19 protein-coding genes are annotated in these 23609 nt (G+C 61.5%); 7 read left to right on the forward strand and 12 right to left on the reverse strand.

Features of this window, described 5'->3' with window-relative positions; translation table 11 throughout:
* Positions 1-130: 130 nt before the first annotated feature.
* The 3 genes from JG746_RS25480 to JG746_RS25490 all read right to left on the reverse strand — a co-directional run bounded on the left by JG746_RS25480 (position 131) and on the right by JG746_RS25490 (position 3110).
* Positions 131-934 carry an ATP-binding cassette domain-containing protein gene (locus JG746_RS25480; protein WP_244730442.1) on the reverse strand — a complete coding sequence of 268 codons (804 nt, stop codon included), beginning with the start codon at positions 932-934 and terminating at the stop codon, positions 131-133.
* Positions 910-1971, reverse strand: a complete 1062-nt coding sequence (locus tag JG746_RS25485; RefSeq protein ID WP_019857056.1) for an ABC transporter permease — start codon at positions 1969-1971, stop codon at positions 910-912. The genes JG746_RS25480 and JG746_RS25485 overlap by 25 nt, the downstream gene beginning before the upstream one ends.
* Positions 1972-2132: 161 nt before the next feature.
* Positions 2133-3110, reverse strand: a complete 978-nt coding sequence (locus JG746_RS25490) for a sugar ABC transporter substrate-binding protein (protein WP_167448946.1) — start codon at positions 3108-3110, stop codon at positions 2133-2135.
* Between the two features lie 269 nt (positions 3111-3379).
* Between JG746_RS25490 and JG746_RS25495 the strand changes: the two genes are divergently transcribed.
* The 4 genes from JG746_RS25495 (at position 3380) to JG746_RS25510 (ending at position 7378) form a co-directional block, all read left to right on the forward strand.
* The gene (locus JG746_RS25495) at positions 3380-4606 is read left to right on the forward strand and encodes an ROK family transcriptional regulator (RefSeq protein WP_202355232.1); all 1227 of its coding nucleotides are present in this window, start codon (positions 3380-3382) and stop codon (positions 4604-4606) included.
* The gene (locus JG746_RS25500) at positions 4607-5053 is read left to right on the forward strand and encodes an RbsD/FucU family protein (RefSeq protein WP_202355233.1); all 447 of its coding nucleotides are present in this window, start codon (positions 4607-4609) and stop codon (positions 5051-5053) included.
* Positions 5050-5973, forward strand: coding sequence for a carbohydrate kinase family protein (locus JG746_RS25505; RefSeq protein WP_202355234.1), 924 nt, complete (start codon positions 5050-5052; stop codon positions 5971-5973). Before JG746_RS25500 ends, JG746_RS25505 begins: the two co-directional genes overlap by 4 nt.
* A gap of 262 nt (positions 5974-6235) precedes the next feature.
* Entirely contained in the window at positions 6236-7378 is a 1143-nt protein-coding gene (locus JG746_RS25510) for a DegT/DnrJ/EryC1/StrS family aminotransferase (protein ID WP_202355235.1), read from the forward strand.
* 14 nt (positions 7379-7392) lie between these two features.
* On the opposite strand, the gene cysQ is transcribed toward JG746_RS25510, so the two are convergent.
* From cysQ to cysD, 3 genes are read right to left on the reverse strand one after another with little or no spacing between them, the layout of a single operon-like run.
* Positions 7393-8190, reverse strand: a complete 798-nt coding sequence (cysQ, locus tag JG746_RS25515; protein WP_202359467.1) for a 3'(2'),5'-bisphosphate nucleotidase CysQ — start codon at positions 8188-8190, stop codon at positions 7393-7395.
* 10 nt (positions 8191-8200) lie between these two features.
* Complete coding sequence (gene cysN, locus JG746_RS25520; RefSeq protein WP_202355236.1) at positions 8201-10138, reverse strand: sulfate adenylyltransferase subunit CysN; 1938 nt, start codon at positions 10136-10138, stop codon at positions 8201-8203.
* 2 nt (positions 10139-10140) lie between these two features.
* A complete protein-coding gene (cysD, locus tag JG746_RS25525) occupies positions 10141-11046 on the reverse strand; it encodes a sulfate adenylyltransferase subunit CysD (RefSeq protein WP_202355237.1) in 906 nt (301 codons plus the stop codon).
* Positions 11047-11085: 39 nt separating this feature from the next.
* Here cysD and JG746_RS25530 point away from each other — a divergent pair, with 39 nt between their 5' ends.
* Genes JG746_RS25530 through JG746_RS25540 form a run of 3 tightly spaced genes read left to right on the forward strand, consistent with a single transcriptional unit; the run spans position 11086 to position 13858 of the window.
* Positions 11086-11541 carry a hypothetical protein gene (locus JG746_RS25530; RefSeq protein WP_202355238.1) on the forward strand — a complete coding sequence of 152 codons (456 nt, stop codon included), beginning with the start codon at positions 11086-11088 and terminating at the stop codon, positions 11539-11541.
* Entirely contained in the window at positions 11538-12890 is a 1353-nt protein-coding gene (locus tag JG746_RS25535; RefSeq protein WP_244730444.1) for an O-antigen ligase family protein, read from the forward strand. Before JG746_RS25530 ends, JG746_RS25535 begins: the two co-directional genes overlap by 4 nt.
* A 17-nt stretch (positions 12891-12907) precedes the next feature.
* Positions 12908-13858, forward strand: a complete 951-nt coding sequence (locus tag JG746_RS25540) for a UDP-glucose 4-epimerase family protein (protein WP_202355239.1) — start codon at positions 12908-12910, stop codon at positions 13856-13858.
* Here JG746_RS25540 and JG746_RS25545 read toward each other — a convergent pair.
* From JG746_RS25545 to JG746_RS25565, 6 genes are all read right to left on the reverse strand, one after another.
* On the reverse strand, positions 13840-14376 hold the full coding sequence (locus JG746_RS25545; RefSeq protein ID WP_202359469.1) for a sugar transferase: 537 nt from the start codon (positions 14374-14376) through the stop codon (positions 13840-13842). The genes JG746_RS25540 and JG746_RS25545 overlap by 19 nt on opposite strands.
* Before the next feature lie 11 nt (positions 14377-14387).
* Positions 14388-16376 (reverse strand): nucleoside-diphosphate sugar epimerase/dehydratase, encoded by a 1989-nt coding sequence (locus JG746_RS25550; protein ID WP_202355240.1) that lies wholly within the window; start codon positions 16374-16376, stop codon positions 14388-14390.
* A gap of 192 nt (positions 16377-16568) precedes the next feature.
* Positions 16569-19028, reverse strand: coding sequence for a glycosyltransferase family 4 protein (locus tag JG746_RS25555; RefSeq protein WP_202355241.1), 2460 nt, complete (start codon positions 19026-19028; stop codon positions 16569-16571).
* 205 nt (positions 19029-19233) lie between these two features.
* Positions 19234-19980, reverse strand: coding sequence for an FkbM family methyltransferase (locus tag JG746_RS25560; RefSeq protein ID WP_202355242.1), 747 nt, complete (start codon positions 19978-19980; stop codon positions 19234-19236).
* The gene (locus tag JG746_RS37850) at positions 19920-20204 is read right to left on the reverse strand and encodes an FkbM family methyltransferase (protein ID WP_446721081.1); all 285 of its coding nucleotides are present in this window, start codon (positions 20202-20204) and stop codon (positions 19920-19922) included. Before JG746_RS37850 ends, JG746_RS25560 begins: the two co-directional genes overlap by 61 nt.
* A gap of 105 nt (positions 20205-20309) precedes the next feature.
* Positions 20310-23552 carry a glycosyltransferase gene (locus tag JG746_RS25565; protein WP_202355243.1) on the reverse strand — a complete coding sequence of 1081 codons (3243 nt, stop codon included), beginning with the start codon at positions 23550-23552 and terminating at the stop codon, positions 20310-20312.
* Positions 23553-23609 lie beyond the last annotated feature (57 nt).

Genomic DNA, 23609 nt, shown 5'->3' on the forward strand with positions numbered 1-23609 from the left:
CTGCCTCTCGTGCGGTTGCAACGATCATACCGGCTTTCACCATTCATCCCAGCCTATGTTACTGCATTGCAGCATATATTCAATCGATTTAGATGAACGTGCTCCGGCTTACCCTGCGGCAATTTGACAATCAGGCGGCGAGCGCCGCCTCAGGAGGCGCCTTGGCGCCGGTCATGAAGGCGACGGCATCGGACATCGTATATTGCTTGGGATCGATGACTGCGAGGCGACGGCCGAGGCGATGGATGTGAACACGGTCGGCCACCTCGAAGACATGCGGCATGTTGTGCGAGATCAGCACGATCGGCAGGCCGCGTTTTTTCACGTCGAGGATCAGTTCGAGCACACGGCGGCTCTCCTTGACGCCAAGGGCCGCCGTCGGCTCGTCCATGATCACCACGCGGCTGCCGAAGGCCGCGGCGCGCGCCACCGCCACGCCCTGGCGCTGGCCGCCCGAGAGCGTCTCCACCGCCTGGCCGATGTTCTGGATGGTCATCAGGCCGAGTTCGGTGAGCTTGTCGCGGGCGCGCTTTTCCATGGCCGGGCGGTCAAGCATGCGCAGCCACTGGCCGAGGAAACCGGGTTTGCGGATCTCGCGGCCGAGGAACATGTTGTCGGCGATCGACAGGGCCGGCGAAAGCGCGAGGTTCTGGTAGACGGTTTCGATACCGGCTTCGCGGGCTTCCATCGGCGACTTGAAGGCAACGGTCTTGCCTTCAAGCCGGATTTCGCCCTCGTCGGGCACGACAGCGCCTGAAATCGCCTTGATGAGCGACGACTTGCCGGCGCCATTGTCACCGATGACGGCGAGGATTTCGCCGGGATAGAGGTCGAAGTCGGCATTGTCGAGCGCGGTGACGCGGCCGTAGCGCTTGACCAGGCCACGCGCGGTGAGAATGGGCTCCTGGGTCATGCCGAAACCTTTCTGATCCATTGGTCGACCGCCACGGCGCCGATGATCAGCACGCCGGTGAGCAGAACTTTCCATTGCGGGTCGGCGCCCAGCATGTTGAGGCCCATGGAGACGACGCCGACGATCATCGCGCCGAACAGCGTGCCCAGGATCGAGCCGCGCCCGCCGAAGAGGGAAATACCGCCGATCACCGTCGCGGTGATGGCTTGCAGATTGTAGTCGGTGACGGCCGCCGACGGCGAGATCGACCCGTTGCGGCCGATGGAGACCCAGGCGGCGAAAGCGGCGATCAGCCCGGCAAGCGTGTAGACCGTCACCAGCACCTTCTTGGTCTGGATGCCCGACAGTTTGGCCGCCTCCTGGTCGTCGCCGACGGCGTAGACATGGCGGCCCCAGGCGGTGTGGTTGAGCACGTACCAAAGCAGCAGCACCAGCGCGACCATGGCGATGACGCCGAGCGTCAGCACCGCGGTGCCGACCTTGAAGCTCAGGGCGAACAGATGCAGCAGCGGCGCCTGGGTGTCGACGTCGGTGTCGCGGATTGTTTCATTGGCCGAATAGATGAAGTTCGTGGCCATGACGATGTTCCAGGTGCCCAGCGTCACGATGAAAGGCGGCAGCTTCATGTAGGCGACCAGCAGCCCGTTGAGCAGCCCGCAGGCAGCACCGGCGGCTAGCCCGAGCGCCACGGCAACCACGCTCGGCAAGCCGTAACTGACGGCGCAATTGCCCATGATCACGGCTGAAATGACCATGATGACGCCGATCGACAAGTCGATGCCGGCGGTCAGGATGACAAGTGTCTGCGCAGCACCCAGAATGCCGACGATGGCGATCTGCTGCAGGATCAGCGTCAGCGTGTAGGACGAGAAGAACCGCCCGCCAATGGTGATGCCGAAGATGATGATCGACAGGACCAGCACGATCAGCGGCACCGCCGCCGGCGTCGAATGCAGGAAGTGCTGGACGCGCCTGACTGCCGATTTGTGTTCGTCGAACGCGGCAACGCTGGTGTCGCTGCCCGAGAGAACCTTCTCGAATTCCTGAGCTTGAGCCATGTTTCCTCCCCGTGAGGTGTCAGCCTAGCGCCGACGCCCGTCCACGCCTTTCCGGTCTGTTGCCGGGATTGTTCGCGGTCACGCGACCCATCGTCCACCCGAAGCGGCCGGGGATCAAGCCCCCGACCGCTCGAGTTCGATAATTGCCGGTCAGACCAGCATCAGCCCCAGCACTTGGCGAGGCCTTCCTTGGTGTCGATGGACTTCACGCCGTTGGCCGGCTTGTCGGTCACCAGGTTGACGCCGGTGTCGAAGAAGTTCTTGCCTTCGGTCGGCTTCGGCTTGGTTCCGTCCTTGGCGAAGGCGGCAATCGCCTCGATGCCGAGCGCTGCCATCTGCAGCGGGTACTGCTGCGACGTTGCGCCGATCACACCTTCGGTCACCGACTTCACGCCGGGGCAGCCGCCGTCGACGGAGACGATCAGCACCTGCTTTTCAAGGCCGACGGCCTTGAGCGCCTGGTAGGCGCCGACGGCAGCCGGCTCGTTGATGGTGTGGATGACGTTGATGGTGTTGTCCTTCTGCAGAAGGTTCTCCATCGCCTTGCGGCCACCCTCTTCATTGCCATTGGTGACGTCGTGGCCGACGATGCGCGGATCGGTTTCGTCGCCGATCTTGTTGGGGTCCTTCACGTCGATGCCGTAGCCCATCATGAAGCCCTGGTCGCGCAGCACGTCGACGGTCGGCTGCGACGGCGTCAGGTCGAGGAAGCCGATCTTGGCGTCCTTGGCCTTGTCGCCGAGAGTGGCGGCGGCCCAGGCGCCGATCAGCTTGCCGGCCTCGAGATTGTCGGTGGCGAAGGTCGCATCGGCCGCGTCGATCGGGTCTAGCGGCGTGTCGAGCGCGATCACCAGCAGGCCGGCGTCACGCGCCTTCTTGACGGTCGGCACGATGCCCTTGGTGTCGGATGCGGTGATCAGGATACCCTTGGCGCCGTCGGCGATGCAGCTTTCGATCGCGGCCACCTGGCTCTCGCTGTCGCCGTCGATCTTGCCGGCATAGGTCTTGAGGTCGACGCCGAGTTCCTTGGCCTTGGCGGTCGCGCCTTCCTTCATCTTGACGAAGAAGGGGTTGGTGTCGGTCTTGGTGATCAGGCAAGCGCCGACGCCGGCCGCGGAAGCCGATGATGCAAACGCCATCACGCCCAGGGCGGCCGCTGCAAACACGGTCGATTTCAACAATTTTGTATTGGTCACGATCTTCCTCCCAGTGGAACCATTCCGGATGCCGGCCACCGGCATCTACGGTGCATCCTACGAAATTTCTCCCAGCGTGGACGCCCCCTCAACAGACACCAGACCGAAGGCGCTGTCAATAATTAAATCACTCTTATTTATTATTGACAGCCTTGCGTCGTTCACTCATTCTGGCCCAAAAGCATTGAGGGGAAACGACGGGAGGAACTAGGGTGGAGACCGCCACTGCGAGGCACGGTTCGCCCGAAGCGAATGACAGCCTGATTCACCGCGGCACCAACCAGAGCGGCATGCGCGATCACAACGAGCGGCTGGTGCTCTCGCTGGTGCGTCAGCATGGCAGCCTGGCGAAATCCGACATCGCCCGCATGACCGGACTTTCGGCGCAGACGGTTTCGGTCATCATGCGCGAACTGGAGGAAGAAGGCCTGCTCGTGCGCCAGGCGCCGCTGCGCGGCAAGATCGGCCAGCCCTCCATCCCTATGGCGCTCAATCCGGAAGGCGCCTTCTTCATCGGACTCAAGATCGGCCGCCGCAGCGCGGAACTGGTGCTGATCGATTTTCTTGGGCACGTGCGCTCGATGCTGCAGCACTCCTATCGCTATCCGGCACCGCGCGAGACGGTTGAATTCGTCACATCGGGCATGAAGAAGATGCGCGACGAACTGACGCCGGCGCAGGACAAGCGCATCGCCGGCCTCGGCATCGCCATGCCGTTCGAACTGTGGAACTGGGCCGACACCGCAGGTGCGCCGCGCGATGTCATGGACGAGTGGCGCCACCGCGACATCAGGTCCGACATCCAGGCGCAATGCGATTTTCCGGTTTATCTGCAGAACGACGCCACTTCGGCCTGCGGCGCCGAGCTCGTTTTCGGCCAGGCGGGCGGCGCGCGCGACTTCGTCTATTTCTATATCGGCGCCTTCGCCGGCGGCGGCATTGTGCTCAACGGCCGGCTGTTCGGCGGCCCGACCGGCAATGCCGGCGCGCTCGGCTCGATGCCGGTGCCCGGACCGGACGGCAAGCCGACCCAGCTGATCGATGTGGCGTCGATCGCCATGCTGGAAAAAGCGCTCAATGCCCGAGGCGTCGAGGCCTCGCACCTATGGACCTCACCCGAGGACTGGGGCGAGATCGGCGCCGAGCTCGACGATTGGATCGCCAGCGCTTCGCAGGCTCTCGCCTATGCCATCGTCGCCGCATCCTCGGTCATCGATTTCGAGGCGGCGGTGGTCGACGGCTGGATGCCGCAGGCGGTGCGCCGCCGGCTGGTCGATGCCATTGTCGCCGCCATCGCCACAATCGATGGCGAAGGCCTGAAACTTCCCACCGTTCGCGAAGGAACCGTCGGCATCCACGCCCGGGCGCTCGGCGGCGCCAGCCTGCCGCTTTCCGAACGCTTCCTGATTGGCTCGACGACGATTTCCAGGAGCGCCTGAATGCTGATCGGAATCCCGGCGCTGCTCGGTCCGGACCTGCTGGCGACACTGCGCGCCATGGGCCATGGCGACGAGATCGCCCTTGTCGACGGAAACTATCCGGCAGAGGAGCAGGCAAGGCGCCTGGTCCGGGCCGACGGCCATCATCTTATCCCTGTGCTCGATGCGATCCTGAGCGTGCTGCCGGTCGACGACGCCGTTCCGGAAGCCCTGTTTCGCGCCTCGGTCAAAGGCAATCCCTCGATTGCCGATCCGGTCCATCACGAGATCGAGGCGATCTGCGCCAGGCGCGCGCCGGGCCGCAAGGTGGTTGCGCTGGCCGGCGCCGACTTCTATGCACGGGTCAAATCGGCGCATGCCATCGTCGCGACAAGCGAGCCCAGGCTTTACGCCAACATCATCATCCGCAAGGGCGTGATCTATCCGCCGGAGACCAAGACGCCATGATCCTCTGCTGCGGCGAAGCCCTGATCGACATGCTGCCGCGCATCACGACGCAAGGTGAGCCGGCCTTTGCCCCCTATGTCGGCGGCGCGGTGTTCAACACGGCCATCGCGCTTGGCCGATTGGGCGCGCCGGCCGGCTTCTTTTCGGGCCTGTCGTCGGATCTTTTCGGTGGCCAATTCAGGGACGCGCTGGGCGCAAGCAAGGTCAGCTCCACCTATGCCCATACCTCGCCCAGGCCGACCACGCTCGCCTTCGTGCGGCTGACCAATGGTCAGGCGACCTACACGTTCTACGACGAGAACACCGCGGGGCGCATGCTGACGATCGATGACCTGCCGTCGCTCGGCAACGAGATCGAGGCCATGCTGTTCGGCGCCATCAGCCTGATCTCGGAGCCAGCAGGCGGGGCCTATGAAGAGTTCATGCGGCGCGAGCATGCAAGCCGCGTCATGATGCTCGACCCCAACATCCGGCCGAACTTCATCCCGGACAAGGCCAAGCACCTCAGGCGCATCCGCGAGATGATGGCGATGGCCGACATCGTGAAACTGTCTGACGAAGACCTCCATTGGTTCGGCGAAGCCGGCTCGCATGAGGATGTCATCCGCAACTGGCTCGACCGCGGACCCAAGCTGATCGTCGTGACCCATGGCAGCGAAGGCGCCGTCGGTTACACCAAGGACCACACCGTCACCGTGATGCCGCAAAAGGTCGAGGTAGTCGACACGGTCGGTGCTGGCGACACGTTCAACGCCGGCATCCTCGCCTCGCTGCATGAACAAGGCCTGCTGACGAAGGCGGCCATCGGCGACCTTACGCAAGACGCCATCCGCAAGGCATTGGCGCTTGGCGCCAAGGCAGCGGCGGTGACCGTGTCACGCGCCGGCGCAAATCCGCCGTGGCGGCATGAAATCGCCTGAGCAGTGCTCACCTTAAGTTGAGCCAGCCGATCACTTTATGTTTCGCGGGGCCGCCCGGCGGGACTATAAGGGCGCAAACGCGCCCGACGAAGCCCGGATTTCCGGCATCTTGCTCATATACGCAGGAAATCGGAGGTAACAGACTGCGATATCCAGGCAATTGGCTGCCTTGGCTGTCCGGCTTTCTCGGCAAGCACAACTCTGGTACCAGCGGGCCGTTATCTGGCTAGACCGCCTGGTTAAAATCGTTTTTGAGGCTGACATGCAGTTCATCGATCTTGGCGCGCAGCGCGAACGCATCCGCGACCGGCTGAAGGCCGCGATCGACCATGTCGTCGAGGACGGCCGCTACATCCTGGGTCCGCAGGTCGCGGAGTTCGAGAAGAAACTCGCCGCCTATATCGGCACCAAGCATGTGGTGGCCTGCGCCAACGGCACCGATGCGCTGCTGCTGCCGCTGTTTGCCGCCGGCATCGGCCCGGGCGACGCGGTGTTCGTGCCGAGCTTCACCTTTGCCGCCACCGCCGAAGTGGTGGCACTGGCCAAGGCGGAACCCGTCTTCGTCGATGTCGACCCGGTGACCTACAACATCGATATCGCCAGCCTCGAGGCGGCCATCGCCATGATCAAGAAGGAAGGCCGGCTGCGGCCGAAGGCGATCATCCCGGTCGACCTGTTCGGCCTCGCCGCCGACTATGATGCGATCATGGCGATCGCCAGCCGCGAAGGCCTGTTGGTGATCGAGGACGCCGCCCAGTCCATGGGCGGGTCGCTTGACGGCAAAATGTGCGGTGCGTTCGCCCATGTCGGCTCGACCAGCTTCTATCCTGCCAAGCCGCTTGGCTGCTACGGCGATGGCGGCGCGATGTTCACCAATGACGACGAGATGGCCGACAAGCTCAGATCCTTCGCCTTCCACGGCAAGGGCGAGACGCAATATGACAATGTCCGCGTCGGCATCAATTCGCGGCTCGACACGCTGCAGGCCGCGATCCTTATCGAAAAGCTTGCCATTCTCGAAGACGAGATGGTGGCGCGCCAGGTGGTGGCAAACCGCTATGCCGAAGGGCTTGGCGATATCGTCACGGCGGCCCGCAACCTCGACGGCAGCCGCTCGGCCTGGGCGCAGTACGCCATCGAGACGCCCAAGCGCGACGGCCTGAAGGCGCACCTGAGCGAAAAGGGCATTCCGTCCGTCATCTACTACGTCAAGCCGCTGCATGCACAGGTCGCCTACAGCGACTACCCGCGCACGCCGACCGGTCTTGCCGTCTCGGAGGACTTGCCCAAGCGCATCCTGTGCCTGCCGATGCACCCCTATCTCAGCGAAGCCGACCAGGACCAGATCATCGAGACGATCCGCAACTATATCGGCTCGAACTCGGCGCAGGCCGCAGCGGAGTAAAAGGCAGCAGCAAGTCAGGCTGGGCTGCCGCCGGCCCCTGCCCTGCCACTGGCGATGAAATGCGGGTTGGCGAAATCCTCGTCATCGGCCTGGTCACGTTTGCCGTAGGCCAGGGGCTTGCCGTCCAGCGTGCGTGTCGTGCCGCCCGCCGCGCGCAGTACCGCGTCGCCGGCTGCGGTGTCCCATTCCATGGTCCGGCCGAAGCGCGGATAGACATCCGCCTCGGCGCTGGCCAGAAGGCAGAATTTCAGGGAAGACCCAACGGAAACGATCTCAGCTGCGCCGAGGTCGCGAATATAGGCTTCGGTTTCGGGTGTGTTGTGGGAGCGGCTGGCAACCACGGCCAGCGGCGATGCGGCCCTTCTCACCGAAATCGGCCGGCGTCCGACGATCTGATAGTCGCCATTGATTTCCAGCGCTTCCGCGCTGCCCGGCCGTCCCGAAAAGAAGCGGCCGGTGCAAGGTGCGAAGACGACGCCGACTTCCGGCACGCCATGGCGGACAAGCGCGATGTTGACGGTAAAGTCGGTGCGGCGATTGACGAATTCCTTGGTGCCGTCGAGCGGGTCGATGAGGAAGAAAGTGTCGCCGAGATCGGTCGGCATGATCCCTGCCGCCGTTTCCTCTTCGGCCACGCAGGGGATGTCGGGAAATGCGGCGCGCAAGCCGGCAAGGATGATCTTCTCGCTCTCGCGGTCCGCCTCGGTCACCGGCGAGGCGTCTGATTTCCGGTCTACGGCGCAGCCGGCGTGGAACACGCGCATGACCTCGCGCCCGGCCGCCAGGGCCAGTCGCTCGAAGGTGTCGAGCATCGACCTGTCGTCAGATACCGCCGCCATTGTCATATTGGTCTTCGGCAATGTCACGCTCGTTCAGCCAGTGTTCCAGGGCATCTACCATCTCTTCGGCCGATTTGCCGAGCGTCTTGAGATGGATCTCCGGTTTTTCCGGCGCTTCGTAAGGCGAATCGACACCGGTGAAGTTCTTGATCTCGCCATTCAGCGCGCGCGCGTAGAGCCCCTTCGGATCACGCCTGGCGCACTCCTCGAAAGGCGTGTCGACAAACACCTCGATGAACTCGCCATCGGCCATCAGTTCGCGCGCCATGCGCCGTTCGGCGCTGAACGGCGAAATGAACGAGACAATGACGATCAACCCGGCATCGGCCATCAGCTTGGCCACTTCAGCGACGCGGCGGATGTTCTCGACGCGGTCGGCATCGGTGAAGCCGAGATCGCGGTTGAGCCCGTGACGGACATTGTCGCCATCCAGGATATAGGTGTGGCGGCCGGTGGCGAACAGCTTCTTCTCGAACAGATTGGCGATGGTCGACTTGCCGGAGCCGGAAAGCCCGGTGAACCAGAACACGGCAGGCCGCTGGTTCTTCATGTCGGCGCGGACGCGCTTGCCGACATCGAGCGATTGCCAATGGATGTTCTCGGCACGACGCAGCGAGTGCACGATCATGCCCGCGCCGACGGTGGCGTTCGAGATGCGATCGATCAGGATGAAGGCGCCGGTGGTGCGATTTTCGGCGAAGGGATCGAAGGCGATCGGCGCCCGTGTCGAGATGTTGCAGATGCCGACTTCATTCATTTCAAGCGACTTGGCCGCCTCATGGGCGAAGTCATTGACATTGATGCGGTATTTCAGGTCGGTGACGGTGGCGCTGGTCTGGTCGGTTTCAGTGCGCAGGATGTAGGAGCGGCCCGGCAGCAGCGCATGCTCGTCAAACCAGACGATGTTGGCGGCGAACTGATCGGCGACCTGCGGCCTGGCCGCCGGCGAAACCAGCATATTGCCTCTGGAGACCTCGACCTCGTCGTCGAGAACAAGCGTGATGGCCTGTCCGGCCACCGCCTGTTTGAGATCGCCGCCATGGGCGACGATACGTTTGACATGCGAGGACTTGCCGGATTTGGCGACGACGACCTCGTCGCCTTGCGCAACGGCGCCTGACGCGATCGTGCCGGCAAAGCCGCGGAAGTCGAGATTGGGGCGGTTGACGTACTGCACCGGGAAACGGAACGGCTGCTCGACCGCAGCCTCTTCGACCGAAACGGTCTCGAGGTGCTCGATCAGCGTCGGCCCGGAATACCACGGCATGTTCTGCGAGCGGCCGCTGACATTGTCGCCGTAGCGGGCCGACATCGGGATCGGCACGATGGTCTGGAAGCCGAGATCGCGCGAGAACTGCCCGTAGTCCTCGACGATCCGGTCGAAGACCGCCTGGTCGAAATCGACGAGATCGATCTTGTTGACGGCCAGCACGATGTGACGGATGCCGAGCAGCGAGGCAATGATCGAATGACGCCTGGTCTGGCGCAGCACCCCTTGCCTTGCATCGATAAGCACGATCGCCAGGTCGGCTGTCGAAGCCCCTGTCGCCATGTTGCGCGTATACTGTTCGTGGCCGGGCGTGTCGGCGACGATGAACTTGCGCTTCGGCGTGGCGAAGAAGCGGTAGGCGACGTCGATGGTGATGCCTTGCTCGCGCTCGGCCTCGAGACCGTCGACCAGCAGCGCGAAATCGATGTCATCGCCGGTCGTGCCGTGCTTGCGCGAATCGCGTTCGAGCGCGGCGAGCTGATCCTCGAAGATCTGCTTGGTATCGGACAAGAGGCGGCCGATAAGCGTCGACTTGCCGTCATCGACGGAACCGCAGGTCAGGAAGCGCAGCAGCGACTTCTTCTCCTGCGCGGCCAGGTAGTCGCGGACGCTGTCGGTGGGGGCGAGGCTTTTTGCCATGATGTGACGCATGGTCAGAAATACCCCTCGCGCTTCTTCTTTTCCATGGAGCCTGCCTCGTCACGGTCGATGAGGCGGCCCTGCCGCTCGGAAGTGCGCGCGGTCAGCATCTCGCCGACGATGGCTTCGAGCGTGTCGGCATCGGACTCAATCGCGCCGGTGAGCGGATAGCAGCCAAGCGTGCGGAACCGCACCAGCCGGTTCTCCACCGTCTCGCCGGGACGCAGTTTCATGCGCTCGTCGTCCTTGAGGATCAGCATCCCGTCGCGTTCCACCACCGGCCGTTCCTTGGCGAAATAGAGCGGCACGATAGGGATGTTCTCCTGCAGGATGTACTGCCAGATATCGAGCTCGGTCCAGTTCGACAGCGGGAAGACGCGGATCGATTCACCCGATGCGATGCGGGTGTTGAATATCTTCCACATTTCGGGGCGCTGGTTCTTCGGATCCCACACATGCTGGGCGTTGCGGAACGAGAATATTCGCTCCTTGGCGCGCGACTTCTCCTCGTCGCGGCGGGCGCCGCCAAAGGCGGCATCGAAACCGTATTTGTCGAGCGCCTGGCGCAGCGCCACGGTCTTCATGACATGGGTGTGGGTGTTCGAGCCGTGGTCGAACGGATTGATGTTGTCGCGCACACCGTCTTCATTGACATGGACCAAGAGGTCGAAGCCGAGTTTTTGCGCCATCTGATCGCGAAAAGCGATCATTTCACGAAATTTCCAGGTGGTGTCGACATGAAGAAACGGGAACGGCGGCTTGGCGGGATAGAACGCTTTCATCGCCAGATGCATCAGCACGGATGAATCCTTGCCGACCGAATAGAGCATGACCGGCTTGGCGAAGGCGGCCGCAACCTCGCGGAAAATGTGGATGGACTCGGCTTCAAGCCGCTGCAGGTGCGTAAGCGCAATTGTCATGGACTGTAAGCGTTCTCTCGTGCCTTGCGACAGAAGACCTTGCGTCAAATCATCGAGCTTTGTGCCCGGTTTCAAGCTTCGCTTCTGGACAAAGTGTTTCTTGCGGGCGTTCTAGCAGATCGGCGCACGGCAGAACAATGCAAGACGAGCCCGGCACCGGTCAGTTCGGGAATGATTTTTCCATGCTTTTGGCAGAACCCGGAAATTTCTGTTCGCGAAGCTTGCAACCAGGAAAATGCTGGGAAAAAATTGCCCGGCAGGCCATCACAACAAACGCTTCTTGAGCCCCTCCCCATCGTTGGGCATGGGCAACCGATTTTAGGCGACGACAAGCTCCGCCGCACTATCGAAAAGACAGCCCAGCCGCTATACAACCTGCGGAAGCGGGCAAGATGCGTCATCAGGCATGGGCAAATTTCAACGCGAGCACATTCGGTTCCGTCGAACTGGATGTGCCGCATAGAGCTACTCGAGAATAGCGAGCCCGAAACTTGACCCGGCTTTCGTCTGCAAGACTGCAACTCACGCCTTCGCGGATCAATATCTACTTTTCCACCCTTTGCTTCTTTTTCCCACCGGTTCTGGGGTCGGTGGTCAGCTTCGTGTTCAATGGTGGTGCCCTGTGGTCCGTCCTGCTGATCGCCTTCAGGAAAAGACGCTTCAACATCGACCCGGCGATGATGGCGATGACGATCGCGATCTATGCCTATTGCGCGGCCAATCTGGTGGCGTCCCTTGTCAACAACGCGATCGCCAGGGATGCGCTGCACCTGATCCCGCTCGTGACCTTCCTGTTTTTCCCCATCTCCTATTCGACCTGGAGCATTACGCACAAGACAACGCTGGTGCGTATCATCGTGCTGAGCAGCATGGCGGCCTGTTTTGTCGCGCTGCTTCTGGCGATCTTCCAGCAACATTGGCTTGGTATCCGCGCCGAGGGTGGGGCTGGAAATGCAATCGTGTTTGCGGAGGTGCTCTGCCTTGCCGTGATGGTCTGCGTGGCCGGCGCCCTGTCGGATATCGCGAGACATCGGATCGCCCTCATTTGCGCGGCAATTGGCGGGACGATCGCCATCATCTACTCCGGCAGCCGCATTGTCTGGGTGGCAGTGCTGATTGCCGGTGTCGCCGTTCTGCTGATCAACCAGCATAGGCTGAAAGGGAGGAACGCCATTCGCTTGCTGGTGCTGTTGCTGGCGGCTGGCGCCGTGATCGCGGCTGTCGGCTTCCAGACAATATCCGGGCGTGTCGACTTCATGCGTTCCGACCTGGACGCGCTCGCCACCAATGGCGACCACACGACGCCTATCGGATTGCGATTCGCCGTGTGGGATATCGGCCTGAAGGCGTTTCGCGAGATGCCTTTGTTCGGACACGGAGTGGGGGCCACCCAGACCTTGATAAAACAGGGCTTCCGCGATCAGTTCGGGATGGATGCAGGCTTCAATCATTTCCATAACGGCTTTCTCACCGCCCTGGTGCAGGCGGGTCTCCTGGGTGCCGTGACGCTGGCGGCGATCTTTGTCGTTGCCGCCAGGAATGCCGCCGTGGTTTTGCGAAACAGCGCCGATCCGATCGAGCGCTTTGGCGCTACAATGATTGTCGTCGTGGTGATCACCTATCTCACGTCCGGGATGACAGGCATCCTGATTGGTCACGACATTCTGGACTCTGTGCTGATGGTCTTCCTGGTGTCGGGAACGTATCTCGCCTCGGGCCGTCAGGCTCCGCTGCCACAGGACCAGGCGCTTGCGCCCGAGACGAAAGAGCGAGTGCTGCCGCCTGTGACGGAAGACGCCCTTCTTCCAGCAATGGAAGACCGGGCGCTTCGATCCACCCGATAGCAGTCTGGGCAAGACCAATGAAAGTCCTGGTCACAGGCGCGACAGGCTTCATCGGCCGTCAGGTAGTCAATCGGCTTCGCGCGGCGGGTGCCGAGCTTCGCCTCGCGTCCCGCTACCCGCAGAGGCTAGGTCCGGGACATGACGCCATGCAAATGCCCGGTTTCGACGCGCCGACGGCTGCCTTCCTGGCGCTTGTCAGGGGTGTTACGGATGTCGTTCACTGCGCGGGCCTGAACAATGATGAAGGCGACGCCACCGAAGCCGATTTTCAGGCGGCCAATGCGGAATTGAGCACAAGGCTGGCGCAAGCGGCTGCCGAACAGGCAAGCGGACGGTTCATCCAGCTCTCCTCGATCCGCGCCGTGATCGGCGCGCGCGTCAGCGCAACGATCGACGAGGACACGATCCCCGATCCGCAATGCGCCTATGGGCGTTCGAAGCGCGACGCAGAGATCAGGGTTCTGGACGCCTATGCGTCGCGTGGCCGTTCCGACGCCACCGCATTGCGGCTGCCGCCGGTCTACGGAACCGGCATGAAAGGAAACCTGGCGACGCTGATGCGCCTGGCCGATACGGGCCTGCCGCTGCCGACAGGCGCGCTGACGGGAACCCGCTCGCTGCTGTCGTCGCAATCGACGGCAGACGCGGTGTGGCACCTGCTCAGCCATTCGGAACCGTTGCGCCCGATCTATTTTGCCAGTGATGTGCCGCCGGTCTCGATCGCCGACATTGTCGGCGCCTTTCGCAGCGGTTTCGGACGGCCGGCGCGCCTGATGGCCGTGCCGGCCGGGCCGCTGCGGGCAGCCGCGATCCTCCTGGGCAAGCGGACGTCCTGGGACAGCCTGACCGCGACACAGATATGCGCCCCTTCCCTTCTCGTATCCGAAGGCTGGCTGCCGGAAACCGGCACGCTGGAACGGCTGGCCGAGATAGCGCGGCTCAGAGATGTTCAACCGCCATTGCGGTAGAGCGTGCCAAACAGGATGCGAAGGTCGAGCCAGAACGACGCCGCCTTGAGATAGGCGGCATCCGTTTCAGCCAGCAGCCGAGGGTTCGACATGTCGATGCCCCTGATCTGCGCCATGCCGGTAATGCCCGGACGTGCCGCCAAAACCCCCAGCCGCCTGCGACGCTCGATCAGCTCCGTCTGTGTCGGCAGGCAAGGGCGCGGCCCGACCAGGCTCATCTCGCCGCGCAGAACATTCCAGAATTGCGGCAGCTCATCGAGCTTGAACTTCCGCAAGGTCCGTCCAACCGCGGTCACGGCATTCGCCGGCGCCTCGTGCGAGGGCAAGGACGGCGTTCCCTGCACCATCGTCCGCAATTTGTGGCAGCGAAACAACACACCATCGCGACCGACTCGCGTCTGCGAAAAAATCACCGGACCGGGCGACGATGCCCGCACCGCAACGACGCAGAGCAACAGAACAGGGGACGTCACCAACAACAGCAGGGCCGTCGCGACGAGATCGAAGGCTCGCTTCAGCTGCAACGTATCTAACCTGCTTGCCCGACAGTTCTCGAGCCAGTTTCCTGCGGCATCTCGGGCGCTGGTGGCTCCGGCTGATGGAGTTGCGCCAACACCCCGAGGGCGGAGGCCTTGTCCTGGTTCTTCATTGCCGCCTGCAGCGCGGCCAGCCCGGCCTGAACCGTCGGCCACGCCACCACATCGGTTCTCAGGCCGAAGATCTTGGCGATGTCGAGCGTGACGATCTCTTCATTGGCCCCTTGAAGCGTCTCATGCAGCTTTTCACCCGGCCTGATGCCGGTGAAGCGGATCGGGATATCGGCATAGGGCGTCTTGCCGGCCATGCGGATCATGGTTTCGGCGACTTCGAGAATCGGCACGGGTTTGCCCATATCCAGCATGTAGATGGCATAGTCGTCCTTGCCTTCACGAGACTGTGCGTCGGCGGCCGCCATGATGACGAGGTCGACGGCTTCCGCCACCGTCATGAAATAACGGGTCATGCGTCGATCGGTAATCGTGACCGGACCGCCGGCCTCGATCTGTGCCTGGAAGATGGTCGCCACCGAACCATTGGAGCCAAACACGTTGCCGAACCGCACGGCTATGAACTTGGTGCCGGAACGGCGCCCGTCCGGCGCGATTGCGTGGCTTTCGTGCAGGGCGCTGACAAGCTGCTCGGCGGCTCTCTTGGTGATGCCAAGCACCGAGGTCGGATCCACGGCCTTGTCGCTCGATATCAGCAGGAACTGTGGAACCCCACATTTGGCGGCAACCTCAGCGCAGACAAGCGTGCCGAAAACATTGGTCTGGATGGCCGATTCCCAGTTCTCCTCGAGCAGCGGGACGTGCTTCAGCGCGGCGGCATGAAAGATGATGTCCGGTTTGAATTCCGTGACGACACGGGTCATCTGGCGACGGTCCGCGACATCGACAATGCGGACCTTCAGGCGATCATGGTCCTTCTCGTCGACATACTGGCTCAACTGGAAGATGCCGAACTCGGAATTGTCAGCGACCAGCACCGCCCCTGCCCCCAGCTCCAGCGACCGCTTGACCAGCGTGCGGCCGATGGATCCGGCGCCTCCCGTCACCAGGACGCGCTTGCCGCCGACGAAGGCACCAATACGGGCGATATCGGACGGCACCGTCGGGCGGCGCAGAATCGTTTCCATCTCGACTTCGTCGAGAACGATCTTTCCCTCCTGCCCGAGCTGTGAAAGCCTCGAGAACTGCAGGACGGCTATGCCGCCATGCCGGGCGACACGCACAAGCTCGGAATACTCCTCGATCTCATGCTCGACGCCGCTGCCGAAAATAAGCAGGTCGATGCTCTTGGTGCCGGCGGCGTAGTCCTCCAGGACATCGATCAGGCGTGGCCTGGAAGCGACCACGGGAACACCTTGAATCCGGGTGCCCAACGGCGCGCCGCGCTCTGTCGCCATGATGCCGGCGATGGAATAGTCGGCCGGCTCTGCCGTGCGCGTGAAGCGAATGATCAGGTCGGCCTCGCCAAGCCGACCGACGAACAGCGCCCGCCTGGCCTGCACTTCATCGGCCTTTTGGGTGAGGATGCCCCAGCTCGCGCCGTCGCGAAGAAATCGGTAGAAAAGCCGAGGCGCCGATATGATGGTGAAGGAAACGAGGAAGAAGACGATGAATTGGCGCTCGTTGAGACCAGCCACAGGCTGGAAGAAACGAGACGTCAGCGAAAGAGTATAAAGCACGACCGTCAGAATCGCACAGCTCTTCAGAATGTTGAAAAAGTCCGGGGTCGAGGCAAAGCGCCAGATCGTGGTGTAGAGACCGCAATATCTGAACAGCAGGTGACTGATAAGAACGATCCCGACCCAGGTGAAGAGGCCTTCGTTGGAGAACGCATCGAACGAAAGATTTGACCTGGAAAGGACGAGACTAAGCGCCACCGCAACCAGAACCATGGCCATATCCTGGACCATGATGATCGCCCGCCGCATCTCCGGCCGACTTCCGGACACGGCTTTTACATAGGAAGTCATTGGCCAGTACTACACTCCAGGCGAAGGATTCGAACAGTACAACCTAGCGCGATCGAATGACATCCCCTCATCGATCGCTCGTTTCGAAGTTCTAGCCCTCAGCCCCCGCTGCAATCACCGCATAGCGTGGAGTTGCGGCCATCGCCAGAGTTTTTTTGATTTCCGGTTGGGCAGGCCCTTGGGCGACATGCATCAAGACCTGAACAGCTCAAACAATCCGCGCTTGAAGTTGTCATAGGCGAATTTCCGGGACGAAAGGGCTCTGGCGTCCTCCTGCCGGCGCACTGCAGCGGGGCGATCCGCGAGGATCGACACAACCCGATCGGCGAATCCCTCGCAGTCGCCGACATCGACCAAATCCAGGGAGGCCGATGCATCCCCCAGTTCCAAGGTAATGAGAGGAATGTCGGTGGCAACCACCGGCACGCCCAAATGCAGCGCCTCGGTGATCTGCGTTGGGAAGTTCCCTTCCATTTCAGATGTAAACAGCAGGCACAGCGCGTTCTTGTACAGATATCCGAGCTCGGCGTCGGTCAGCTCCGAAAGCGAAATCAGATGCTCCTCGGCTCCGGCCGCCGACTTGCCTGTCAAAGGCGTGGTCAAAATCCCGGTCAGTTGATCCTTGCTTCCGGCCGCCTTCAGCCGCTCGTTTACGATCGCCACGGTCTTCGCGAAATCCACGAGCCGCTTTGAAGGCCGGTTCCTGGTGGGATAAAATACGTAGTGCGCCGGCAGCGCTCCAATCCGGTCAAGGGATTCGGCGATACTTGAACCGTCGTTCAGGAACGGCAAGGGAATGTGGGCGATGGTCTCAGGCCGCGGGGCCAAGACGGTCTGAGGCAAATAGGACGCGGTGAACGCGGAGTTCGTCAGGATGCGGCGCGCCTTCGCGACCATCTTTTGACCGATCATGGCGGTTTGCTGCGTGGCCCCCATCTCGGCCGAATCCTTGTAGAAATGGGGCATATAGTCGGGAAGATAGAGAACGACGTTCTTGCCTTTCAGACGGGAAAGCTCGGGGAACATGTAGTAGTGCGGTATCAGAACATGATCGATGCCGGCGTCCGCGTTGATCACGTCGACATATCTTTCATGCGGAGCGGCATCACTCGCGAGCTTGACACTCGTCAATCGAAGTTGCGCCCTGCGGAGGGCCTTGAAGGCTCCAATGACCGCCGTCGATGCCAAAGCGCGCGGTACCCGCTTGAAATCCCTTGCAAGGTAGAGGGTCTTCAGATGATCGATGTTGGCTGAGAATGGCCGTGTCGATGCGATCCGGTTAAGGCGGTCGATTGCCGTCCCGCCACCAGCCATCTCGTCGTCGATCACCATGATTTTCAGATCGGGCCCGGCAGCGGGCGCGAGAAAGCCTCGAATGCGGCCGATGTCATCCTTACGACTCGTGACGACGATCTTGAAACCAAGGTCGGAGAGCGCACGAATGATCTGGCGGACAACGCGCGCGATCCCCTCCGCGCAGTGGTATTCGCCGTTGTGATGCACCACCAACGGTCCAAAGCCATGGAAGGCAACGAGCACCGTTTCGCCCGTCGGCGCCTTCCCCGTCGGCGTCGGCACACGGATCGGCCCGGACGCCGGATTTTCGCCAGGTTCGCCCAATGTCTTCATCATGGCCTCGTCGAACAGGGGCCAGACATGCTCCGGCTGATAGAGCTTCCGCACCTCTGTCTGGCTGTCGATGATGTCGTGCGCAAGCGAGCCATCGCCATTCCTCAGTTGCTCCGACCGCCGCACCAGATCTTCAATGCTGCCGACCCGACCGGGCGCCCCGGCAGGGAAGTAGCGCGAAAGCAGGGACCCATCCTTGAACAGCACCGGGCCGCCGAGCGTCATGTACTCTATCGGCGGCAGATAGCAAACGGTCGGCTCTTCATAATGATAGGCAAAGCCGCGCATCTGCGCCAACCGCCTGAGGAACTCCGGTCGCTCGACCGTGCCGATCACCTGGTCGTCGCGGACGGCCACCTTCTGCGCGCCAAAAATCCTGTAGCCTTCCGATGGGAAAGACCTCTTCAGGAGACGGTAGTTGTCCCGGTAGTAGGAAATGTCCATCGCCCGCGGGCAGAGCAATCCGATTTCCGGCGTCGATACGCCGCCAGCCCAGGTGTCCCGAAGGTCGACGACATCCTGCGCGACGCAATAGGGAACAACCATCATGCGCGATCGTAGCCAGTCGTCCTCTATGGCGGCCACTTTTCCGGAATGCGGCATGAACCAGAAATCGGCCCGCTCCGTGACGAGCGACAATCCACCCAAAGTGATGAGATCATTCGACAGGACGGAAGGCTGGCCATAGGTGCGGTAGATGACACTGCCATGATACGCTTTCAGGAAACGCACCAACCAAAGCGCATTGATCGTGACGATGGCGGCGTCAAAATAGGTGTTGAGAACCTCCGCTGCCTCCTGCGGAATCTCGTCGTAAAAGAAGTTGGTTTTTGCCAGGATCTCCTGGGCTTCCTTCGGCAGGCTTGAGTCTGGTGGAGTCCAATCGTAGATAGCGGATTGATCGTAGATATCGCTCAGATAGGGCGGATTGTACACTTCGTAGCCGAGAGCCCGCAGGCGAGGAAGCTCAGTCTGCGTGAGCACTTTGTGCGTACCCAGCCAAAAGACTCGTTTCTTCCTCATCCACCTTTTCCGACTCTTGAGGACGGTCTGGTATTGTAGGGCGTCATTGATTGTCAAACATGGTCCCCTCGACGACTGACGACTTTGGGACTGGCGGAAATTTGCAGATCGCAACGCCTCTAAATCAATGAGATGGAATATGACGCCCGGACAAACGGTACCCGATTGTCCGGCAAAACCGCTTCACACTTTTCATCATCATGCCCTAGCGTCCTGCCAGCCACCTGACGGCGCGCATAGAAAATCGCAGCGGCTCCGTGATGCGCCAGGAGGTTGAGGCATAGATCGTAGCGAGCCTGCCTTCCAGTGCATGTCTGGCGTGCCTTTCCGACTCCAGGGCGGATTCCGCGCCCCGTTGCTGAACCTCGAGCGAGGATTTCGCGTTTTGCTCCTCAGCCAGGCGTACTTCCAACGCGGCTCTGTCGTTGCGTTCCTCCGTCAGTTGTTGACGAAGGACGTCGATCTCGACATTCGCGTTGCGACAGAGCCAAGACGTATTGCTAGCCACGAACGCGTCGAAATAATTGGGGCCAACACCAAATTTCGACCTGAGCTCGGCGTGCGAATGGCTCAGATAAAATCTATTCAGACCGTCGAAATAGACAAACCAGTAGCCAAGATCCAGTAGTTCCGACTCCCAATTGTCGTGGTTCTGCTCCTGTGAATTTGGCTTGGTGCTCTCGACGACCACGACCCACGGTCGAGCCGTCGCGGGGAGCCAGCTTTTCATAACCTGTCTTTCCATGCCCTCGACATCGATCTTCATCCAGTGAATGTCTCGATCGCCGTGGCGCGATAGAATTGCCGAAAGCGGTTGGGACGCAACCGATACCGACCTTACTTTGAACCCGTCGCTCTCGTGCTTTCTGGCAATCTCCTCATCGCCTGTGCTCATGCCGGTGTTGGGGATATCGAAGAACGCGATTTCGCCGTCCTGCAGAGCGACAGCCACCTGAACACCTCTTCGTCAGGTCGCGCGGCACGGAGTTTTTCCGCATAATTGGCACTTGGCTCGACATGAATGCCCCGCCAGCCCCGCTCGTAAAATGCAAGGCTTACGGAATCGACGACTGGATCTTGAGCGCCGATGTCGATGTAGAACCCGCGCTCAACATGCTCCAGTGCACGCCAGAGGATGACGTCCTCAAAATTTTGGGCATAAGACGTGATCGGCATCGTCTACAACTTCTCCGCATTTATGCCCTGCAGTGACGGACCGCGGTCCGCGAGGGGTATTCTCTGCATCAGAAAATGCGTTCTGTTCGTCACCCCGCCTCCAGCTCAAGGGTGTTGAATCTGAAAGGCGCTGAACAACTCGGAAGGCGGCATGCCGGCCGCCGGATGGCCGACTTCGTGGGCTTTAACATAAATGCGGTGCATTTCGGGTACGTAGGCATCGATCTCCGGTAGATGCTTCAATCGCATCAATACCCGTGCGGCATTGAAATAGGGACTGTTGTTGGCCCGGTCATTCTCGAAGATGTCCTTCCACATCATGGCGACAAGCCACAGCCGATTGGCCCGGCGCCGGTCGACTGCGCCCTGGTCTGCACCGTTGCGCTCCGCGAGATCCCAGGCACGCGGCAGTTGCTCAAGATCAAACAGCGTGCCGTAGTCTACCCAAGACACGTTCGAATTCACGACGAGTGACGGGTCCCCGATCCAATAGGCGGGTTCGTCCGGCATAAAGTTCAGCACGTAGTAGGAGGTTGGTATGCACGTCAGCATTGAGGAGAAGGGGCGACCTACCGTTTGTTGACAATAAGATCGCATGGCATGGTCGCGCCGATACACATGGGAGTAGATGGCAGTATAGAAATTCTCGTTTTTGGCAGCGAGTTCCTTCACCGTCGACAGTTCATCCGGCCCGGCCGGCTCCAGCACATTGTAGGCGTTGAGGAAGCCTTCGAGGTCAGTGATCCCTAGTGGATTCGCTTCCGATGTATAGCCGTAGTTGAGGTAGACGAGGCCGATGCCGGGGTGACGGTGCAGGACGTCCAACACCGTTGCTATGCAACCGGCTCGCGTCAGGTCGTCGTCGCCAATGATCCATACATACTCACCCCTGGCGCGCTGCGCTGTCACGGCCAGGTTGCCGAGCATTCCGACGTTCTTGGCATTTCGGTGGAAACGGAAATTCGGTCGGTCAAAGAAAGCGCTGACGACATCGGGAGTGTTGTCTTGCGAGGCGTTGTCCACAACGAGCACTTCAAGGTCTTCTCGCTCACCCGAAATTTGCGAGTAGATATTCGCAAGATTGCGCGTCAACCAGCCGGCGCGATTGTAGGTGCTGAGACAGATGGACAGCCTGGGGCGCCGGGCTAATTTGAGCGGGGACGTAGAGGCGTCCTGTCGTGGTTTGCCCAGCGGCCGCCGCACGTCGCCGAGCCGATCAGCGGCTAATTCCTCACACAGCGTTTGGGCATAGTCTGCCCAGGCGCGGACGGGTCTCGCCACAGCCTCCTCGCTGAGGGCCTCGCGCCATGCCGGCCGGATCATACGCACCAGCCCGTCGAACAAGCTGTTCCCGCTCTCGAATCCGACATTAATTGTGCCGGACTCCGGTTCGACATCGGCATGGCCGCCAACAATACAGGGCACCCCTTTCCAAAGGGCATCCAGCACATCTGGCTCGTCCACGCCAAACTTCCCCGCGTGAAGTACGAAATCGGCTTCCGCAAGGACGCTCTCCCGCTCCAGCCGGTCGCGCAAGTGGAGCGTAACCGGAGATCCTTTGTCCAGCACACCGGCCGTTTCAGGCCTCAAGGGATCGAAAATGGTGATGTCGAGCAAAGTGCCTGTCTGGCGCATGGCCTTGTCAGCCACATCGAGGATCCTCGTAAGAATTACTGGTTGGTCCGCCGGGACCCACATGACGCATTTCACCGCGCCCGCACCTGCCTTCCGGGGCCTGACGCCGCGCCGGATGCCGAGCCTTTCGGTCGGTCCTTCCAGGATCTTGAAGCGATCCTCGAGAGTGTGGACCTTGCCCCGCCAAGACAGCAGGCATCGGTACAAGTGCTCGTATCTGTCTGCCGAAAGCGCCAGAATCTTGTCCGCCCGCACCAGCCCCTCATAGGCCGACCATTCGATCTCCGAGAGCGTCCGGCTCATCGAGCGGTTCTCGTCTCCCAAGATGACTGCAAGCCGAAGCCCTCGGGCAGCCATGGAGGAGACTGCATCCTTGAGATCGCCTGTCGTGGCGTCTGCGGCGGCAAGTACCCATTGCGGGGCGTCGGCCGCCGACGGGTCGACCCAATCGCTCCACGCAATGGCTTCTCCGCCGCCGACAGGTTCGGCGGCCTCCAGTTTGCTGATGGCCGCATTCCATTTGACCGGAACGAGCCGAATTCCCATCTCGGCCAGAGTTTGCGCGAGTGCTTGTGCAAAGGCCAACCGAGGCGGAGAGGCGAGCGGGGGAATCCAGTAATACAAGGCATTGATGCGGCGAGCCGCGTCCGACGTCCGACGTAAAACCCCTCTTGTGAGCCGGACATAGTCCGACCAAGCGACGACATTCGAGCGGCCTTCCGCTGCGGGCGGCACGATGGTCTCGATTACAGGTCCCCAATCGGCGAAATGGTGCTGCGTGAAGATGGTGACAAGGTCATCAGCGGCTTCGCGAGATACTGGCAGCACGACATCAGCGAGGAGGAGTGCCTGCAGGTACGCCTCATGGGCCTGAGCTTCGCCTTGCTGGTTCTCTGGCCGGCGCAAGGCATCGGCGCCCTCGAAGATGAAGGCCGTACGCAAGCCGAGGCGATGCGCCTCCATAACAACATCGACGCCTACGAGATCCGTCGTCCCGGGGGCCGGATGCAAAGCCGCAGGCACCAAAAGCCAGCCTCCGCCGGAGCAGGAGGATGGGTCAAGAACCAACTCGTTCGATTGTGACGCGCCATCGATGTCGGTCGGGTGCAGTTTCCTCGATACGGTGCTCCAGACTATCGGGCGAACGTGGCCGCGTGCGGCCCAGGCCGTGCGCAGATGACGGAGACGTTCACTGGCAGGCTCGCTTAGCTGTTCATGCACCCCCAGGAGCAGAAAGACGTCATCGACATTGGCTCTTTTGCCGCGAGGCGCGACGACCTCCATGGGAATGCCAACACGAGATCGAGAAGGCCACACGATTTGCCCCGGCTTAACCGAGACGTCAGACGCGCGTGTGCCATTGTCGGCAGCATCCTGCGTCCCACGACGCAAGGCGTTCTGCGCGATCTGGTCTCGGCCGCGGCGAGTCTGGCGGAAGACATGCCGGATCAAGGGTGCCCGAAGGAGCCGCATCCGCCAAGCGAGTCCTGGCATCCCCGGGATGTCCACGCCGCGCTTTCGGGCCTCAGGCGATCTGGCAATGCCTAGAAGCACCACCCCTCGAAATTCGCCATGCTGGAGCCGGGACAGATTGTCTGCGGCCCCGCCTGCGTCGGGTGCCCTCCCCAGGACAGTCTCGTAGGCAGCGCGAATAAAGGCTTGATCATCCGATTCGGCGAGGATTTCGGCCGCCGTGCGAACCTTAAGTGTCATTCTCATCGCACTCCTTGATTTCCGCTGCCGCTCTGAACAAAGGAGCGGGCACCGGCG

It is taken from the genome of Mesorhizobium sp. 113-3-3, from assembly GCF_016756495.1.
Taxonomy (GTDB): Bacteria; Pseudomonadota; Alphaproteobacteria; order Rhizobiales; family Rhizobiaceae; genus Mesorhizobium.

Coding starts and splice junctions, on each gene's coding strand:
- JG746_RS25480 (WP_244730442.1), bottom strand. CDS start 934: ATGGATCAGAAAGGTTTCGGCATGACCCAGGAGCCCATTCTCACCGCG.
- JG746_RS25485 (WP_019857056.1), bottom strand. CDS start 1,971: ATGGCTCAAGCTCAGGAATTCGAGAAGGTTCTCTCGGGCAGCGACACC.
- JG746_RS25490 (WP_167448946.1), bottom strand. CDS start 3,110: ATGGCGTTTGCATCATCGGCTTCCGCGGCCGGCGTCGGCGCTTGCCTG.
- JG746_RS25500 (WP_202355233.1), top strand. CDS start 4,607: ATGCTGATCGGAATCCCGGCGCTGCTCGGTCCGGACCTGCTGGCGACA.
- JG746_RS25505 (WP_202355234.1), top strand. CDS start 5,050: ATGATCCTCTGCTGCGGCGAAGCCCTGATCGACATGCTGCCGCGCATC.
- JG746_RS25510 (WP_202355235.1), top strand. CDS start 6,236: ATGCAGTTCATCGATCTTGGCGCGCAGCGCGAACGCATCCGCGACCGG.
- cysQ (WP_202359467.1), bottom strand. CDS start 8,190: ATGCTCGACACCTTCGAGCGACTGGCCCTGGCGGCCGGGCGCGAGGTC.
- cysN (WP_202355236.1), bottom strand. CDS start 10,138: ATGCGTCACATCATGGCAAAAAGCCTCGCCCCCACCGACAGCGTCCGC.
- cysD (WP_202355237.1), bottom strand. CDS start 11,046: ATGACAATTGCGCTTACGCACCTGCAGCGGCTTGAAGCCGAGTCCATC.
- JG746_RS25540 (WP_202355239.1), top strand. CDS start 12,908: ATGAAAGTCCTGGTCACAGGCGCGACAGGCTTCATCGGCCGTCAGGTA.
- JG746_RS25550 (WP_202355240.1), bottom strand. CDS start 16,376: ATGACTTCCTATGTAAAAGCCGTGTCCGGAAGTCGGCCGGAGATGCGG.
- JG746_RS25555 (WP_202355241.1), bottom strand. CDS start 19,028: ATGAGGAAGAAACGAGTCTTTTGGCTGGGTACGCACAAAGTGCTCACG.
- JG746_RS37850 (WP_446721081.1), bottom strand. CDS start 20,204: ATGCCGATCACGTCTTATGCCCAAAATTTTGAGGACGTCATCCTCTGG.
- JG746_RS25565 (WP_202355243.1), bottom strand. CDS start 23,552: ATGACACTTAAGGTTCGCACGGCGGCCGAAATCCTCGCCGAATCGGAT.